At 67.0% G+C, this 18,034-nt stretch carries 9 protein-coding genes; 8 read left to right on the top strand and 1 reads right to left on the bottom strand.

From position 1 onward, the window contains the following. The first annotated feature begins 227 nt into the window (after positions 1–227). The 6 genes from AC07U0_RS12715 to AC07U0_RS12690 all read left to right on the top strand — a co-directional run bounded on the left by AC07U0_RS12715 (position 228) and on the right by AC07U0_RS12690 (position 12,654). On the top strand, positions 228–1,850 hold the full coding sequence (locus tag AC07U0_RS12715) for a ShlB/FhaC/HecB family hemolysin secretion/activation protein (protein WP_494720379.1): 1,623 nt from the start codon (positions 228–230) through the stop codon (positions 1,848–1,850). A gap of 50 nt (positions 1,851–1,900) precedes the next feature. Then, positions 1,901–4,402 carry a two-partner secretion domain-containing protein gene (locus AC07U0_RS12710; protein WP_494720378.1) on the top strand — a complete coding sequence of 834 codons (2,502 nt, stop codon included), beginning with the start codon at positions 1,901–1,903 and terminating at the stop codon, positions 4,400–4,402. Between the two features lie 71 nt (positions 4,403–4,473). Beyond that, positions 4,474–5,742, top strand: coding sequence for a CAP domain-containing protein (locus AC07U0_RS12705; RefSeq protein WP_494720377.1), 1,269 nt, complete (start codon positions 4,474–4,476; stop codon positions 5,740–5,742). Between the two features lie 445 nt (positions 5,743–6,187). Then, complete coding sequence (locus AC07U0_RS12700; RefSeq protein WP_494720376.1) at positions 6,188–8,041, top strand: DUF8034 domain-containing protein; 1,854 nt, start codon at positions 6,188–6,190, stop codon at positions 8,039–8,041. Between the two features lie 103 nt (positions 8,042–8,144). Further along, a complete protein-coding gene (locus AC07U0_RS12695) occupies positions 8,145–10,961 on the top strand; it encodes a TonB-dependent receptor (protein ID WP_494720375.1) in 2,817 nt (938 codons plus the stop codon). Between the two features lie 109 nt (positions 10,962–11,070). After that, positions 11,071–12,654 carry a carboxylesterase/lipase family protein gene (locus tag AC07U0_RS12690; RefSeq protein WP_494720374.1) on the top strand — a complete coding sequence of 528 codons (1,584 nt, stop codon included), beginning with the start codon at positions 11,071–11,073 and terminating at the stop codon, positions 12,652–12,654. A gap of 6 nt (positions 12,655–12,660) precedes the next feature. On the opposite strand, the gene AC07U0_RS12685 is transcribed toward AC07U0_RS12690, so the two are convergent. Beyond that, a complete protein-coding gene (locus tag AC07U0_RS12685; RefSeq protein ID WP_494720373.1) occupies positions 12,661–13,584 on the bottom strand; it encodes a LysR family transcriptional regulator in 924 nt (307 codons plus the stop codon). Positions 13,585–13,775: 191 nt separating this feature from the next. Between AC07U0_RS12685 and AC07U0_RS12680 the strand changes: the two genes are divergently transcribed. Next, positions 13,776–16,631, top strand: coding sequence for a TonB-dependent receptor (locus AC07U0_RS12680; RefSeq protein ID WP_494720372.1), 2,856 nt, complete (start codon positions 13,776–13,778; stop codon positions 16,629–16,631). 196 nt (positions 16,632–16,827) lie between these two features. Continuing rightward, positions 16,828–18,021 (top strand): mandelate racemase/muconate lactonizing enzyme family protein, encoded by a 1,194-nt coding sequence (locus AC07U0_RS12675; RefSeq protein ID WP_494720371.1) that lies wholly within the window; start codon positions 16,828–16,830, stop codon positions 18,019–18,021. Positions 18,022–18,034: the final 13 nt, after the last annotated feature.

Raw genomic sequence — 18,034 nt, 5'->3', positions numbered from 1 at the left:
GGTGGGTTCAGCGAACATTGGCTTGAATGCCAAACATTATCCGTGACGCGCGCGAGCCATTCGTGTGGCGCGTCAGCGGTCAGATTCGCTCTGCAAACTTCATTGGCTACGTGAGGGTTCTCCGCTGCTCGAGAACCGCCACGCCCTGATTCCTGCGGCGGCGCTCCGAGACAATCATGTTGAGACTGAGCCTTTTGACGGCTGCCCTTCTGGGGGCGGCTGGATCCGTGCACGCGCAACAATCCCTGCCCAACGCCGGCAGTTTGCTGCAACAGATTCCTCCGGTCGTGCGGCCTGAAACCCGCAGCGGGATCGATCTCGTCACTCCCGAACAGGTCCGCGAACCCGTCGTGGAGGGCGCTCGGGTGCATGTGTCGGAGATCCGGGTGACCGGCGCCACCTTGTTCCCTGAGGCGGATCTGGCCACCCTGACCGGTGTTGCGCCCGGAAGAGATCTGACGCTTGCGGAACTCCGCAATGCCGCCGCGGAGATCACCGCCTTCTACAATCGCAAGGGTTACTTCCTTGCCCGGGCCTATCTGCCGCCACAGGAGATCAACGGCGGCGTTGTGACCATCGCCGTCGCCGAAGGTCGGTACGGCGAGATCGCGGTTCACAATGAGTCCCGCTTGGATGACGGCGTCGCGGCCTCGCTGCTGGATCGCCCGGCGTTGCAATCGGGGGAGGTGGTTGCGATCCGGCCGCTTGAGCGGGCTCTGCTGCTTCTGTCGGATACCCCCGGCGTCACCGTGAACTCGACGCTTTCGCCCGGCGCTCGGCCCGGGGCCTCGGATCTGACCGTCGAGATCGCGAACGCCCCGATGCTCTCGGGCAGCCTGGAAGCCGACAATGTCGGCGACCGCTACACAGGCCGCTACCGGTTCGGCGGCTCGGTCAATCTCAACAATCCGACCGGCGCCGGGGATCTGGTCAGCCTCAGGCTCCTGACGTCCGGTGAAGGACTCGCCTACGGTCGCGCCGGCTATCAGCGGCCATTGGGCGAAGCCACGATCGGGGCGGCCTATACCCACGTCGACTACGCTCTTGCCGAGGAGTTCTCCGCCCTCGACGCCAACGGGTCGGCTGACATCTTCGGGGTCTTCGCCAGCTCTCCGATCCTGCGCTCGCGCCGGGCCAATGTCTCCGTCTTCGGCGGCTTCGACCACAAGAGCCTGAAGGACGACATCGGTCTGGTCTCCCAGTCCTCGCGCAAGTCGGTCAACGCGGTCGGCCTCGGCCTGCGCGGCGACGCCCTGGACGCCTTCGGCGGCGGCGGAGCCACGGCCTGGTCGGTGATCGGGACCGCCGGAACCCTGGACATCCGCTCGCCGCTCGAACGGGCCGCGGACGCCGGGACTGCCGAGACCCAGGGCGGCTTCGGAAAGCTTCAATACAGTCTCGCGCGCAGCCAGAACCTCGTCGGCCCGCTGTCCCTGTATGGAGCGCTGCGAGGGCAGGTCGCGACCGGCAACCTCGACAGCACCGAGAAGATGGAGCTCGGCGGCGCATACGCCGTCAGGGCCTATCCGGAAGGAGAGGCCTATGGCGACGAAGGCTATGTGGCCACCGTCGAGACCCGGCTCGCCCTCGACCGCTGGACGCAGGGCCTACCGGGCCGTCTGCAGGCGTTCGGCTTCGTCGACTGGGGCGAGGTGGATGTCGCACACAGCCCCTGGTTTTCGGGCGCCAACCACGAACGCCGCAGCGGCGCGGGTCTGGGACTGGTCTGGAACAGCCGTTCCAACCTGATCGTCAGGACGACCTGGGCCCGTCGAACCGGCGACCAGAGGATCACCTCCGGGCCTGACAGGCGCGACCGCTTCTCCTTCCAGATCGTGCAGCTGTTCTGATGGCCGTTTTCGCCCGGACCGCCGCCCCGCAAACCCACAAGGATTCCGCCATGACACGCCTTCAAAGCCTGCTCGCCGGCCTCACGGGACGGGGGCCTTCATCGGGACGTCGTAACGCCCTGTCGGCCTCCACCATCCTCACCGGATTGATCACGCCGGCCGCTCTTGGCCTGGCCGCAGTCCTGTCGCTGTCGACCGGCGCGAGCGCCCAGACCCTGCCTGTCGGCGGTTCGGTGTCCGCCGGCGCGGCGACGCTCGTTACTGGCGGCAATACGCTGACGGTCAACCAGTCCAGCCAGAACGTCGCGATCAACTGGCAGAGCTTCTCCATCGGCCAGGACAGCCAGGTGGTCTTCGTTCAACCCGACAGCGCCTCCGTGGCCCTGAACCGGGTGCTGGGCGCTGATCCGTCGGTGATCATGGGCGGGCTGACCGCGAACGGTCAGGTCTTTCTGATCAACCCCAACGGCATCCTGTTCGGCCGCAGCGCCCAGGTGAATGTCGGCGGTCTGGTCGCCTCCACCCTCGGGCTCAGCGACGCGGACTTCATGGCCGGAAACCTTCGCTTCTCCGGAGCGGGCGGTTCGGTGGTCAATGAGGGCGCGATCACGAGCGGAGGAGGGTATGTCGCCCTGCTCGGCGGGCAGGTGGCCAATGACGGCGTGATCCAGGCGCGTCTGGGGACCATCGCCCTCGCCGCCGGCGAGGCGATCACCCTCGATTTCGCGGGCGACGGCCTGCTCAGGGTCGCCGTCGATACCGGCGCCCTCGGCGCCCTGGTGCGCAACGGCGGGCTTCTGCAGGCAGACGGCGGCTCGGTTATCATGACCACCCAGGGCGCCGGCGCCCTTCTGAACACGGCGGTGAACAACACCGGCGTCATCCAGGCCCGGACCATCGGCAATCGTGAGGGCGTCATCCTCCTGCTCGGGGATATGAGCAGCGGCACGGCGACCGTGGGCGGGTCTCTCGACGCCACCGCGCCCGACGGCGGTGACGGCGGCTTTATCGAGACCTCGGCCGCCACCGTCAGGATCCTCGACGGCGCCCGGATCACCACCGAGGCCGCCAACGGGACGACTGGAACCTGGCTCATCGACCCCCAGGACTTCACCATCGGGGCCGGCGGCAACATCTCGGGGGCGACGCTCTCGGCCCAGCTGGTGACCACCAATGTGGTGATCAGCACCCTGACCGGCGCCGGGGCGGCTCTGCCGGGCAATGGCGATATCAACGTCAATGACGCGATCGCATGGACCGCGTCCGGGGCGCCCACGACCCTGACGCTGAACGCCAGCCGCGACATCAACATCAATGCGTCGATCACGGCGACCAACGGCAATCTGGTCGCCTGCTGCGGTCGGGATGTGAACGTCAATGCCCCGATCACGACCACGCGCGGCAGTGTGCTGCTGAACGCCGGTCAGGACATCCGCGTCTTCCACGCCATCACCACCACGGACGGCAATATCGCCCTGTGCGCCGGCCATGACGTCCATATCGACGCCGCGGTGACCCTGACGCGGGGAACGACCATACCGGCCGAAAGTCTCGGATTGCCGATTGGCCTGACCCTGATCGCCGGCTTCAACGCCGGCGGTCCCGGCGTCGACGGCGGCACGATCATCTATGCGCCCCTGGCGCCGCCCACGACAGTCACTGTCGCTCCGGTGACCATCAACTACAATCCGGTGTCCTATGGCGCGCCGACCGACTTCGGGATCCATTTCGTCCTGACCGAAGGCGCGGCCCTGACCCAGCATATGCTGCTGTTCCCCGAGGGCGGCCGCCCGGCGGACGGCACGACGGCGACGACCCTGACCGGCTTCCGCACCACCGCTGTTTCCGGCGCGCCCGCCGGGGTCAATCTGGTCGCAGGGCCGGGCGCCACCGCGGCCTTCGACAGCGCCGAGGCCGCAACGGACGTCGGCATCACCTACAGCGGCTACACTCTGTCAGGGGCCAATGCCGCCCAGTACGCTTTGGCCGGTCCCTGCTGCTCGGCGGGCTTCCGGACACGCAGCACCATCTCCGCGACGCCGGTCGTCACCCCGCCGGTGGTGACGCCCCCCATCGTTGTCCCGCCGGTCGTGGTTCCGCCGCCGGTCGTCACCCCTCCGGTGATCGTGACGCCGCCCGTCGTGGTTCCGCCGGTTGTCGTTCCGCCCATCGTGACGACCCCTGTCGTGGTTCCGCCGGTGGTGACGCCGCCCCTCGTCACGCCGGTTTCTCCGATCGCGCCTCCGGTCGCGCCGCTGCCGACCCGGGGGCTGGACGGAGGGCAGCCCGTGCCGCCCGTCGCGGGCCTGAACCTCGCGGTCGTGGACATGGGCGTGCGGCCGCCGGTCTATCTGCTTCCGACCGTGGACAGTCCGACCCCCGTGAAGCCGGCGCCGCAGGTCCTGCAACCCAATGAAGTCTCGCAGGTCCCTCAGAACGCCCCGGCCTCCGTGATCGCGCCCGAAGAGACGATGACGCCCTATTTCGACCGGCCGCAACCGCAGCCGACGACTCCCGGGCCAATCCGTCCGCGCAAGCAGGACCGGAACTGATCATGACCGCGTTTGAAACAGGACCCCTGGCTCTCCGGGAAGCGGCGACGAGAAAGCGGCGCCGGACAGGCGTGCTTCTCCTGGGTCTCGCGCTTGTCGCCAGCCTGGCGGCGCTCGGTCTCGCCGGGGTCGCAACGGCGGCGGATGACGGTCACCTGCGGCGGACCGCCTTCGCCAATACGCCTTCGGGCGTCCAGGAGCTTCGCAACTGGGTGCTGGCGACCGGCGACAACCAGGGTCAGCCCTTCGTGATCGTCGACAAGCTCAACGCCCAGGCCGCGGCTTTCGATCGGGCAGGGGCTATGATCGCCTCGACCCCGGTTCTCCTCGGTCTCGCCAAAGGCGACGACTCCCCCGCCGGCATCGGCGAGCGCGCCCTGGCCAGTATCGGCCCGCAAGACCGGATCACGCCCGCGGGCCGTTTCCCCGTACAGCTCGGAGAGAACCTGGCCGGCAAGACGGTGCTGTGGGTCGACTATGATGCGGCGATCTCGCTGCATCCCGTCGTCACTGCCCGGGCTTCGGAACACCGTCAGGCGCGCCTGGACAGTCTGACGATCTCGGACAACCGGATTTCATACGGCTGTATCAATGTCCCCGTCGCCTTCTATGCGGCGGTCATCCTGCCGTTGTTCAAGGACACGCCCGGCCTGGTCTATGTCCTTCCGGAGACCCGGTCCCTCGACGATGAATTCTTTCGCCGGACGGCGTCGCGGGCCTCCGAGCCTGACCGCCCGACCGCCATGCCCGCCAGCCTCAGGCTGGTGAGCGCCGAAGCGCAACTGGCGGACCAGGTGCTCGCGGAGGTGAACAGGCTCCGCGCCGATCCGGCCGCCTATGTCCGGGTCCTGCAGGCCTACCGCGCCCAGTTTCGCGGGGACAGCCTGGTCATCCGCCCGAACGGGATCAGCATCCAGACCCGTGAGGGCGTGGCGGCGGTCGATGAGGCCATCGCCTTCCTGCGCAGCCAGCCGGCGATGGCGCCACTGGACGCCGACAGCCTGCGCGATCTCGCGGCCTCGGACCATGTTCGCGACCAAGGCCAGAGCGGCTCGTTTGGCCATCCCGGCGCCGATGGCTGGGACTTCTCGCGTCGGGTCGCGCGTCGGGGTGGCGAGCCCTACGGCGGCGAGAACATATCCTACGGCTACGACACCGCGCGGGAGATCGTCATCCAGCTGGTTGTCGACGACGACATCGCGGATCGGGGCCACCGCGTGAACCTGTTCCGGCCCGGCTACGTCCGCGCCGGCGTCGCCTGCGGTCCTCACCCCGTCTATTCCTACATGTGCGTGATCGACTTCGGATATGCCCCGACGCAGTTGGCCCTGACGCAGTAGGTCCGAGACTCCAGGCCTGCCGGTTTCGTTCCCGTGCGCTGGCAAAGGAGCGTACAGCTTGGCCGCGAGCCGCCATCGGGCGGTTGGCGCCGGAAACCTCCAACGCCATGGCCGTGCCGATCGAAGGCGCCGGGGGCCGCGGACTTCCTCTGCACAAGCCCTGTAGCCTTCAGTGAGCAGGCATCGGCCATGCTCTTCTCACACCGACAGTCCGGAGACTTGCGACCGTAGATCTACGGTAGAGCGCCTGGACGAAAGTTACTCAAAGTCTTGCCGGATGTTCAGGGCTCGTCCGAGGCCTTGGAAACTAACCGCGACAATCCGCCACATTTATGCCGAAATGGCATAGCGGACGCGACGAAGGGCATTGGCCTCGTTTGCGGAGGCAAGCCTAACCTTAGGTCAAGAACGGAGGACGGAGCCAATCCGCCTCATGGGAGGATCTATGGCTTTTCGTCGACGCAGCGTCATGCTGGGTTTTGCCGCCCTGTTGGCGGCGCCCGGATTTTCCGTGGCCCAGACGGCCGCCACGGTAACCGCCGCGCCGGTTCCGGCCTCGGTGACGATCAGCGTGGATGCGCCCGGCGCGATCCCGGCCTGGGCCCTGGCGGAACGCGCGGTGATGGCAGCCAACGCCGAGGGGGTGAAGACCTTCCTCAAGACCTATGTCGACGGCCGCGGCTATCTGCGCGGGCTTGAGCACTACGGCATCACCGACGGCGCCGACGATGCGGTCGAGCCGATCCGCAACTGGCCGATCGCCCACGCCTTGGGCGGCGACGACGCCATCATCGAGGCCTGGTCGACGGTCTGGGAAAACCACCTCGACCAGTATTCGCGCACCCGTGTGCCCGAGGTCGCCTCGGTGTCGGAGGGCATCTACTATCGCGAGTTCATGCCCCAGTTCGACTGGGAGCATATCTCCGAAGGGATGGCCGGGTTCTACTTCTACGGCCTGAGCCGGCCCGACGATCCGCGCTATGCGATCCGACTGCGCCGCTACGCCGGTCTCTATATGAACGAGGATCCGACCGCGCCGAACTACGACCCGGTCCACCACATCATCCGCAGCCTGTTCAACGGCAGCAAGGGGCCGCGGATGACCCCGCCCAATGCGACCGACTGGGACGGGCCGGAGATCCCCGGCGGAGCCCCCGGCCGGCGGACCCGGTTCCTGAACTCCGGCAACATCGTCGGCGATCATCCGCTGAACCTGAACGCCACCAACCTGTCCTTCCACGCCTATCTGGTGACGGGCGACGAGAAGTATCGCGACTGGACGCTGGAGTACGTCAACGCCTGGAAGGACCGGATCGCCCAGAACGGCGGCAACATCCCGTCCAACATCGGCCTCGACGGCACGATCGGCGGCGAGTGGGGCGGCAAGTGGTACGGCGGCGTCTTCGGCTGGAACTCGCCGGACGAGGGCGTGCGCAACTACGTTTTCCGCGGTCCGCCCGAGGCCTTCGGCGACGCCCTGCTGCTGACGGGAGACCAGGCCTATACCGGTGTGCTGCGCCGTCAGCTCGACAACCTCTATGCCCAGCAGCGGGTCGTCGATGGCCACGTCCAGATCCCGCACTATTACGGGGATCAGGGCTGGTACGGCTATTTCGACGTCAATGGCCGCTCGAGCGGTCTGGGCAACCGTCGCCGGGTCGAGACCGACATCTACATCTGGGGTCTGCAGGATCACGACCTCGCGCGCCTGCCGAAGACCGGCTGGGTCGGCTATCTGGAGGGCGACGTCCCCGACTATCCGATGAAGGCCCTGCAGGAGGCGCTGGAGGAGATCCGCGAGGCCGGCCAGCGCATCCGTGACGACGACACCACCCTGCAATATCCGACCGGGATCACCCGCTGGGAACGCTCCAACCCGGTCGCGACCGAGGCCCTGGTCAATCTGACGCTGGGCGGCGCCGATCCGGGCGGGTCGGGCCACGGGCCGCTGCCGCTGCACACCCAGGTGCGTCACTTCGACCCCGAGGCGCGTCGCGCCGGCCTGCCGCAAGACGTCGCCGCCCTGGTCGAGAAGATCGAGCCCGGTTCGGTGGTCCTGACCCTGGTCAACACCAGCCCGCTCGTCGCCCGCACGGTGACGGTCCAGCTGGGCGCCTATGGCGAAAATGAATGCGTCTCGATCCGCACGCGGTCGGCGACGGTTCCGTGCAGCGGCCGCGCCTTCAATGTCCGGCTGACGCCCGGGTCCAGCGAGACCCTGACCGTCAATCTGCACCGCTACGCCTTCAGGCCGACACTCGAGTTCCCGTGGGAACAGGGAGCGCCAAAGCCGATGTGAGCAAGCCCAGGTCGGGGCTGATCTGATCCCGCCGGGGCAACGACCCCGGCGGCAAAAACGGGGCGCCGCACACCCAAGAGGCGGCAGGAGGAAGGGAAAACCAATGTCTATGATTCAACGGGTCCGTCCGACGGGCTTGCGCGCCGGCGCGTCCGCCATCGCCATGGTTTCGGCGCTGCTGGCCGGCGGCGCCATGGCCCAGGAGGCGCAAGACGATCAGGATAACGACGCCACCGAGGTCGGCGAGGTTGTCGTCACCGGCTTCCGCGCCAGTCTGCAGAGCGCGACCAACATCAAGAAGCGGGAATCCGGGGTCGTCGACGCCATCGTCGCCGAGGACATCGCCGCCTTCCCCGACCTGAACCTGGCGGAATCCCTGCAGCGGATTCCTGGCGTCGCCATCACCCGCGTGGGCGGGGAGGGGCGTCAGATCTCGGTGCGCGGTCTTGGACCCGACTACACCCGGGTGCGTATCAACGGCATGGAAGCCCTGGCGACTTCGGGCGGCACCAGTTCGGGCGGAGCGGTCGGCAACAACCGCGGCCGCGGCTTCGACTTCAACATCTTCGCTTCGGAGCTGTTCAACCGTCTGACGGTGCGCAAGTCCGCCTCGGCCGATGTGGAAGAAGGCTCGCTGGGCGCCACGGTCGACCTGCGCACCAGCCGCCCCTTCGACTACCGCAAGCCCACCTTCGTGGTCTCGGCCCAGACGGGCTACAACGACTTCTCTGAAAACTCGGATCCCCGGGTGGCCATCCTCGGGTCGCGAACCTGGATGGACGGGCGACTGGGGGCGCTGGTCAGCGTCGCCTACGGCCAGCGCGACACGCTCGAGGAACTGCACGGCACCACCCAGTGGGGCCTCAGCAGCGCCAACAACGGCTTCTCCACCGCCTCGACCCTGCCGGGCTATACCCCGGCCCAGTACAATTCGAGCAGCGGGACCCAGCAGTTCTTCCATCCACGCAACCCGTCGTTCAACCGCTACGAACACGAGGAAGAGCGGCTGGGCGTGACCGGCAGCCTGCAGTTCCGGCCGACCGACCGCACGCTTCTGTCGCTGAATGGCATGTACGGCACGCTGGACGGCACGCGGAACGAGCACCTGCTGCAGGCCATCTCCTTCTCGCGCGGCGCGCCGGGCAAGCCCAACACCATCATCCGCGACGGCGTCGTCGACGCCAACAAGGACCTGGTCTACGGCCTGTTCGACAACGTCGACATGCGCAGCCAGTCCTCGTACCACGAGCTGAAGACGACCTTCACTCAACTGACCGGCGAGTTCGAGCACGCCTTTTCGGACACCTTCCGGATCAGCGGCATGGTCGGCCGGTCGAAGTCGGACTTCGACGCCCCGACCAACATCACCGTCACCTTCGAGCGGATTGATACGGACGGCTATTCCTTCGACTATCGCAACAACGACCGGGTGCCGGAGATCAACCTCGGCTTCGATCCGACCAACCCGGCCAACTGGGAGACGTCGCTCGGCAACTCGGCGCTGAACATCGACCAGATCCGGGTGATCAACACCTTTGATACGGCCAAGTTCGAGGCCGCCTGGGACTTCAGCGAGCACCTGACGCTGCGAGGGGGCGTCGACTATCGCAAGTTCGGCTTCGAGAAGAGCCAGCGCCTGCGCGCCCAGACCGAGACCAATATCCCGGTGCTGACACCGGCCCAGATCGTCCAGGCCTCGGAGGTCATCACCGGCTTCGGCAAGGGTCTGGGCCTGACGGGCGCCAGCCCGACCGCCTGGCTCGTGCCCAATATCGCGGCCTATGCCCAGCTGTTCCCGATCTACAGCAATCAGGGGCTCTACGAGGTCAGCGCCACGGCCCAGTCCGAAGCGCGTGGCGGCAACGGCGAGGTGACCGAGGAGAACACCGGGGCCTTCATCCAGGCCGACTTCAACTTCAGCCTGATGGGCGTGCCCGTCCGCGGCGACGCGGGCCTGCGCTATCTGCACACCGAACAGGAATCCACGGGCTACGCCGCCGTCGGGACCAGCATCGATCTGGTCGGCGCCGGACGATCCTACGAGAAGGTTCTGCCGTCGCTGAACCTGGCGTTCGAACTGAGCCCGGAGATGATCATCCGCTTCGCCGCGGCCCAGACGATCGCCCGTCCGGGCCTCGGCAGCCTCAGCCCCGGCGGGGACATCTCGGTCCAGGGCGGCAACCGCTCCTTCTCGACAGGCAACCCGGATCTGGATCCGACGGAATCGACCAATCTGGACCTGTCGGCTGAATGGTATCCGACTGATGGCGGCCTGGTGTCCGTGGGCGTCTTCTACAAGGACATCTCGACCTTCGTTCAAACCCTGCGGACGGTGGCGCCCTATAACACCCTGGGGCTGCCGCTGGATCTCCTGACCGGCACGATCGCCCTGCCGACCGATGATTTCGATGTCACCCGGCCCGTCAATTCGGAAGGCGGGGAGCTGAAGGGGATCGAGATCAACATCCAGCAGGACTTCAAATTCCTGCCCGGGCCGTTCTCCCATCTCGGCGGCCTGTTCAACTACACCCATGTGCAGTCGGACATCGCCTATCTGACCTCGACCACGCCCGGTGCGTCGACCGTGACCAACACCCTGGTCGGCCTGTCCAAGGACGCGGCCAACGCCACCCTCTACTACGAAGACGACCGCTTCAGCCTTCGCGGTTCGGTGGCCTATCGCTCGGGCTATCTGACCGCCTATCCAGGCAGCAGGGGCAATACCGAGGCCGGCACCAACGAGACGCTGAACTTCGACATGCAGGCCAGCTATGACATCACCGACCAGCTTCAGGTCTCGATCGAAGGCATCAACCTGACGGACGAGTTCGACAACCGCTACGTCGACGCGACCGACCGGCCATGGGTCTATTCCCATACCGGACGGCAGTTCTATGTCGGCCTGAGATACACCTACTAAACCGCTGAAAAGGCTTCGGCCTTGCCTCTCCTCCCTTGCGGTTGCGGGCGCCGTCCTCGTGCGGCGCCCGCGCTTCTTCTTCGATGCCGATCGTTCCGGAGACATCGTCATGATCGATCCCGTTTCGCCTGATCGCCGCACCGTTCTGGCCGCCGGGCTCGCTCTCGGCGCGGGCGCGGTCGCCGGCCCTGTCCTCGCGCGGGAAGGCCCTATCGCCGTGACCCGCCACGGTCCGGTCCGGGGGGCGGTCGAGGACGGCGTCAATGTCTTCAAGGGGGTGCGGTACGGCGCCGACACCGCGCCACGCCGCTTCATGCCGGCGCTGCCGCCCGAGCCCTGGACCGAGATCCGGCCCGCGCTCGCCTATGGCGCGGCGTCGCCGCAGAAGAGCGCCGAACCGAACCAGTCCGAGGACTGCCTGTTCCTCAACGTCTGGACGCGGGGGCTTCGCGACGGCCGGAAGCGGCCGGTCATGGTCTATATCCACGGCGGCGCCCACGCCAACGGATCGGGTTCCAGCCCGCTCTATGACGGGGTCAATCTGTGCAAGCGCGGCGATGTGGTGGTGGTGACGCTGAACCACCGGCTCAACGTCTTCGGCTATGGCTATTTCGCGAAGATCCCGGGCGCCGGACCCGAGCTGGCCGACTCCGGCAATGTCGGCAATCTCGATCTGATCCTCGCCCTGCAATGGGTCAGGGACAACATCGCCGAGTTCGGCGGCGATCCGGACCGGGTGATGATCTTTGGCCAGTCCGGCGGGGGAGGCAAGGTCGTCACCCTTCTGGCCATGCCGCCCGCCGCAGGCCTGTTCCAACGCGCCGCGACCATGAGCGGCCAGCACCCGACCGTCATGGGGCCTCTGCACGCCACCCGGCGCGCAGAGGCCTTTATGGCCGAGGTGGGGATCCCGACGCTCGACGAGCTTCGCACTGCGCCGTTCCAGCGGCTGGTGGCGGGCCTGAGCATGCGGGATCCCCTGGTCGAGGGGGACGGGATCATCTTCTGGTCGGTGCTCGACATGCGCTCGACCCCGCGTCATCCGGTCTATCCCGATGCCCCGGCTCAGTCGAAGGACGTGCCCCTGATCATCGGCACGGTGAACGATGAGACCCGCTATTTCCTGGGCGGAGACGAGGCCAACTACACCCCGACCTGGGAGACCCTGCCGGCGAAACTGGCGCCCGAGATGGTGGCCGATATCGACCCGGACTATGTCGTCGCGCGGTATCGGGAATGGTATCCGGACTATACGCCCAGCGACGTCTTCTTCGCGGCCTCCACCGCCGGGCGGTCGTGGCGCGGCAGCGTCATCCTGGCCCAGGAGCGGGCGCGGCTGGGCGCCCCGACCTGGGTCTATCAGGTGAACTTCCCCTCGCCGATGGAGGGCGGCCGCCGGCGCGCCCTGCACACGATCGACATCCCTCTGGTGTTCGATAACGTCGACAGGGAAGGTTCGAAATCGGGAAGCGGGCCCGAGGCCCGGGCGGTCGCCGCAGCGATGAGCGACGCCTTCATCGCCCATGCGCGGGGCGGGGACCCGAACCATCCGGGCATCCCGTCCTGGCCGCAGTACACCGTGCCGCGGCGCGCCGAGATGATCTGGGATACGGCGCCCGTCGTCGTGGATGATCCGCGCGGCGCCGAGCGGGAGCTGTTCGCCATCACCCCCTACGTCAAGCCGGGGACCTGAAGCCCGTCAGGCCGCGGCCGGAGCCTCGCCGAACCGGTCCCGGACCACCTTCCAGAAGGCTTCCGCCGCCTGGCTCTGTCGGACGACGGGGCGGAACAGGCGGATGTCGAGCGGGGTCGACCAGTCGGCGGCCTTGCTGGCCGGGACCAGCCGCCCCATGGCCAGATCGTCCGCGACCAGGGCGCGGGGCAGCCAGCAGACCCCGCGCCCGTCCCGCGCCATCGACAGCAGGGTCGCCGCGAGATGGGAGGTGAAGACTGTCTCGAGCCCCGCCGCCCGTCCGTCGTGGAAGACTGCGGTCTCAAGGATGCGGCCCAGCCCCGACTCCGGATTGTAGGCCAGATAGGGCGTGCCCTTCGGCCGGTCGGACAGGGGCCAGACCGGCGCACCGTCCGCAGCAGGCGCCGAATAGGGCTCCAGCCAGTCTTCGCCCACCCGCACGGAGGTCAGAAGCGTCGGATCGAACCGCGCCGGGGTCGTGGCGTGGTGGTGGCACAACAGGAACTCGACCTGCCCCTGAAGCATCAGGTTCTCGCAGCCTTGCATGCTGTCAGACACCAGGCGGATCGGCCCCAGCGATCGCTCGGTTTCGATGTCACGCATCCACCCGGGGAAAAAGCTGAAGGACAGGGCGTGGGTCGCGGCGAAGGAGAGGGTGGCCTCGGTTCGGAGGCGCATGGCGCGCACTTCCTGTGACACCTGCCGGACCCGGCGCACGATCTCCTCTGCGCCCGGGCGCAGGGTCTCGCCCGCCGCCGTCAGATCCACTCCCGAGGCGCCCCGGTCGAACAGGGACACGCCGAGCTCCAGCTCCAGTGACCGGATGCGGCGGCTGAAGGCGGGCTGGGTGATATGGCGCGCCTCGGCGGCCCGCGAGAAGTTGCGCAGGCTGGAGAGGGCGAGGAAGTCTTCGAGCCAGATCAGTTCCATGACGGTCTCTTCGTCCAGGGCGTCCCGGGCGCTTTGAAAGCTCGGGGGCGACGCGATCATCGCTATGCCGGTTCGGCATAGCCCCTCCAGCAAACAGCATTGGTTTCATCGACGCAATGCGCGCTAGCTCGCCAGCATAAACAAGGACCGGCGACGCCACGGGCGCGCTGGCCGATGGGGAGAGAAACATCATGGGTCAACATCACAGGTGCGTCTGGCTGGCCGGAGTCTCGGCCGCAGTTCTGGCTTTCGGGATGGCGGGCGCCGCGTCCGCCCAGACCGCGCCACAGACCCCGGCCGCCCAGCCTGACGACGCCAGCCAGGTCGACGAGGTCGTCGTGGTCGGCTTCCGCTCCAGCCTCGACCGCGCCCTGAACGTCAAGCGTACCGAGAACGGCGCCGTCGACACCATCCTGGCCGAGGACATCGGCAAGTTCCCCGACCTGAACCTCTCGGAATCGATCCAGCGCATTCCGGGTGTGGCCCTGGCCCGCGACGGCGGGGAGGGGCGCCAGATCTCGGTGCGTGGCCTGGGTCCGCAGTTCACCCGCGTGCGCATCAACGGCATGGAGGCCCTGACCAGCGCCAGCGGCTCGGACGCCGGCGGCGGCACCAACCGCGGCCGCTCATTCGACTTCAACGTCTTCGCCTCGGATCTCTTCAACTCGATCACGGTCAGGAAGACCGCCGAGGCGACGACCGAAGAGGGTTCGCTGGGCGCGACCGTCGACCTGCGCACCGCGCGGCCCTTTGACTACCGCGGCTTCACCCTCGTGGCGTCGGGGCAGGCCAGCTACAACGACCTCGCGGAGACGACCAACCCGCGCTCCGCCTTCCTGATCTCCAACACCTGGGCGGACGGCCGCTTCGGCGCCCTGCTGTCGGTGGCATGGAACAAGCGCAGGATTCTTGATGAAGGCGCCAGCACCGTGCGCTGGGCCGGGCCCGGTTCGACGCCCGGAACACTGGCCTTCTCGCCCGGCTTCGACGCCCTTCCGAACGGGGCTGGCCTGCCGACGAACGTCAATCCGGCCATGGACACCATCAACCGCGCCTTCCACCCGCGCTTCCCGCGCTACGACATCTTCAAGCAGGAACAGGAACGCCTCGGGGCCACCCTGTCGCTGCAGTGGAAGCCGACGGATCGCACCCTGCTCAACCTCGACGTCCTCTATGCCGACTTCAAGGGCAACCGCGAGGAACAGTACCTGGAGGCGCCGTCCTTCAGCGTCGGCGGCGCCTGTACGGCCGCCAACGTCGCCACCTCCTGCGGCATCGCCCAGACCCATGTCGTCTCGTCGGTCATCGACGCCAACAACACCCTGATCTCGGGCACGTTCAACAACGTCGACCTGCGCGTCGAGAACCGGTTCGACGAACTGGACACCAAGTTCAGCCAGATCAACCTGACCGGCGAACAACAGATCACCGACAACTTCTCGATCTCGGGCCTGATCGGTCATTCGAAGTCGGACTTCTCGAACCCGCTTCAGACGACCGTCCAGTTCGACATGTTCAACGTTCAGAACTATTCGTACGACTACAGCGGCGGGAACCTGCCGGCGATCAACTACGGCTCTGCGGCCCTGACGGATCCGAACGCCTGGCAACTGACCCAGATCCGCATCCGGCCGCAGACGGCGATCAACACCTATGACGCCGCCCAGCTGGACGGGAAGTACGAGAACCTCGGCATCTTCACCCTGACGGCCGGGTTGAACTACAAGCAGTACAGCTTCGAGACGACCGAGCTGCGCCGCTCGAACGGCACATCGACCAACCTCGAGCCCACGGTTCCGGCCGCCCTGACCGCGATCGCGCGCAACACCTACGGCCAGGTCGTGAACCTGGGCGGCGTGAACGTCCTGATCCCCAACACCCGGGCCGCCGCCTCCATTCTCAGCCTCTATGACCAGACGGCCTATGGCGGGACCTTCCACCTCGGGCCGGAGCCGGCGCTGGGCAACAACCGTGGCGTCGATGAGACCGACTCGGGCGGCTATGTGCAGGCCGACTTCAGCACCACCCTGTTCGACATGCCCTTCCGCGGCAACTTCGGCGTCCGCTACGTCAAGACTGAACAGACCTCGCGTGGCTATACCTACGTCAGCGGCACGCCGGTCGCGGTCACGGCCGAGCGAGAATACGAAGACACCCTGCCGTCGATGAACCTGGTGCTGGAGCCGCGCGAGAATCTGCTGCTGCGCTTCGGCGCCGCCAAGGTCATGGCTCGTCCTGACCTTGGCAGCCTGACGCCGGGCGCGACAGTCAGCGTTTCAGGCGCCGGCCGCAGCGTCAGTGCGGGCAACCCGAACCTGGATCCGTTCCGGGCCAAGTCCTACGACTTCTCGGTGGAATGGTATTTCGCCAAATCGGCCCTGCTGTCCGTCGCCCTGTTCCGCAAGGACATCGGGACCTTTGTGCAGTCGCTGCAGACCAACACCACCTTCACCGGCAACACCTTCGGCCTGCCGGACAGCGTGGCCATCGCGGCCTGCGGCAACACCAACGGCTGCAGCCCCTCTGCGCAATGGACCTTCACCGCCCCGACCAATACGCCCGGCGGCCCGGTGGAAGGCTTCGAAATCAACTACCAGCAGCCGTTCAGCTTCCTGCCGGGCCTGCTCGGCAACAGCGGCGTGCTGCTGAACTACACCTCGGTGAAATCATCGATCAATTACCTGAACGGAAGCGGGGCGATCGTCGCGACCCGCGACCTGACCGGCCTGTCCCGCTCCTCCTATAACGCCACCCTTTACTATGAAGATACGAAGTGGAGCGCCCGCGTCTCGGCGGCGTATCGCGACAACTATCTGAGCCGGGTTCTGGGTTCGGAAGCGGGAACGGACGCGGATGGAACCCAGGCGACCCTGAACGTCGACATGTCGGTCCAGTACACGATCAGCGACAACTTCCGCGTCACCCTGGAAGGCGTCAACCTGACCGACGAATATCAGGACCAGTTCAACGACTCCGTCGCCCAGCGCAGCTCCTTCTACCACCACACCGGCCGGGAGTTCACCCTCGGCCTCCGCTATACCTACTAGGTTGGCGGGATCGAATGCGTTTGTTCTCCTCCCGAGGACACGCTTTCTACGCGGGGGCCCGAAGCCCGGCCCCCGCGTCTTTTTTCTTCGCCTTTCCGCGACGGCGCCTGATGTTGACCCGGCATAGCAGCCTGCCGCATCAGCATTGGCCTCGTCCGGCGCCGCCGTTCTACGCCCAGGTTTTTCTGGAGGATTGATGCGTATCCTGGACATCCGAGAGCAGACCGTTTCGATCGCTTCCCCGATCGCCAACGCCTACATCGACTTTTCCAAGATGACTTGTTCGGTCGTCGCCATCGTCACCGACGTGATCCGGGACGGGCGGCCGGTGGTGGGCTACGGCTTTAACTCCAACGGCCGGTACGGGCAGGGCGCCCTGATGCGTGATCGCTTCCTGCCGCGCCTGATGGAGGCCGCGCCGGCCAGCCTGATCGACGAGGCCAACGACAACCTCGACCCCTTCGCCATCTGGAAGACCCTGATGACGAACGAGAAGCCGGGCGGGCACGGCGAGCGCTCGGTCGCCGTCGGCACCCTGGACATGGCGGTCTGGGATGCGGTGGCCAAGATCGCGGGCGTGCCCCTCTATCGCCTGCTGGCCGATCGCTATCGCGGCGGTGTCGCCGACGAGAAGGTCTGGGTCTATGCCGCCGGCGGCTACTACTATCCCGGCAAGGACGACGCCAAGCTCAAGGCCGAGATGCAGAGCTATGTCGATCGCGGCTATGGCGTTGTGAAGATGAAGATCGGCGGCGCCTCGCTCGACGAGGACCTGCGCCGGATCGAGTCCGTGCTGGAGGTCGTCGGCTCCGGCGATCGGCTGGCGGTGGACGCCAACGGACGCTTCGATCTGCAGACGGCCGTGGCCTATGCCAAGGCGCTGAAGCCCTATGGTCTGTTCTGGTACGAAGAGGCGGGCGATCCGCTGGACTACGCCCTCCAGGCCGTGCTGGCCGACCACTATGACGGGCCGATGGCGACGGGCGAGAACCTGTTCTCGCACCAGGACGCTCGCAACCTGCTGCGTTATGGCGGCATGCGTCCGGACCGCGACTTCCTGCAGTTCGACTGCGCCCTGTCCTACGGGCTGGTGGAATATCTGCGCACACTCGACGTCCTGGCCGAACAGGGCTGGTCGTCGCGCCGAATCGTGCCGCACGGCGGCCACCAGATGTCGCTGAACATCGCCGCCGGCCTGCATCTGGGCGGCAATGAATCCTACCCGGACGTCTTCCAGCCCTTCGGCGGCTTCGCCGACACCACCGCCGTCCAGGACGGCTATGTCGGCCTGCCCGACATTCCCGGCGTCGGCTTCGAGGCCAAGTCGGCCCTCTATGCCGTGATGCGCGAACTCGGCGAGCCGGCGACCACCCGCCGGTCCGTGGCCTAGAGACCCACACCAT

This window comes from Brevundimonas sp. GW821-FHT02A10, assembly GCF_059422025.1.
The sequence above is the reverse complement of the archived record's forward strand: the minus strand, read 5'-3'. Positions and strand labels throughout refer to the sequence as shown.

Coding starts and splice junctions, on each gene's coding strand:
- AC07U0_RS12710 (WP_494720378.1), top strand. CDS start 1,901: ATGACACGCCTTCAAAGCCTGCTCGCCGGCCTCACGGGACGGGGGCCT.
- AC07U0_RS12690 (WP_494720374.1), top strand. CDS start 11,071: ATGATCGATCCCGTTTCGCCTGATCGCCGCACCGTTCTGGCCGCCGGG.
- AC07U0_RS12675 (WP_494720371.1), top strand. CDS start 16,828: ATGCGTATCCTGGACATCCGAGAGCAGACCGTTTCGATCGCTTCCCCG.
- AC07U0_RS12680 (WP_494720372.1), top strand. CDS start 13,776: ATGGGTCAACATCACAGGTGCGTCTGGCTGGCCGGAGTCTCGGCCGCA.
- AC07U0_RS12685 (WP_494720373.1), bottom strand. CDS start 13,584: ATGGAACTGATCTGGCTCGAAGACTTCCTCGCCCTCTCCAGCCTGCGC.
- AC07U0_RS12700 (WP_494720376.1), top strand. CDS start 6,188: ATGGCTTTTCGTCGACGCAGCGTCATGCTGGGTTTTGCCGCCCTGTTG.
- AC07U0_RS12695 (WP_494720375.1), top strand. CDS start 8,145: ATGTCTATGATTCAACGGGTCCGTCCGACGGGCTTGCGCGCCGGCGCG.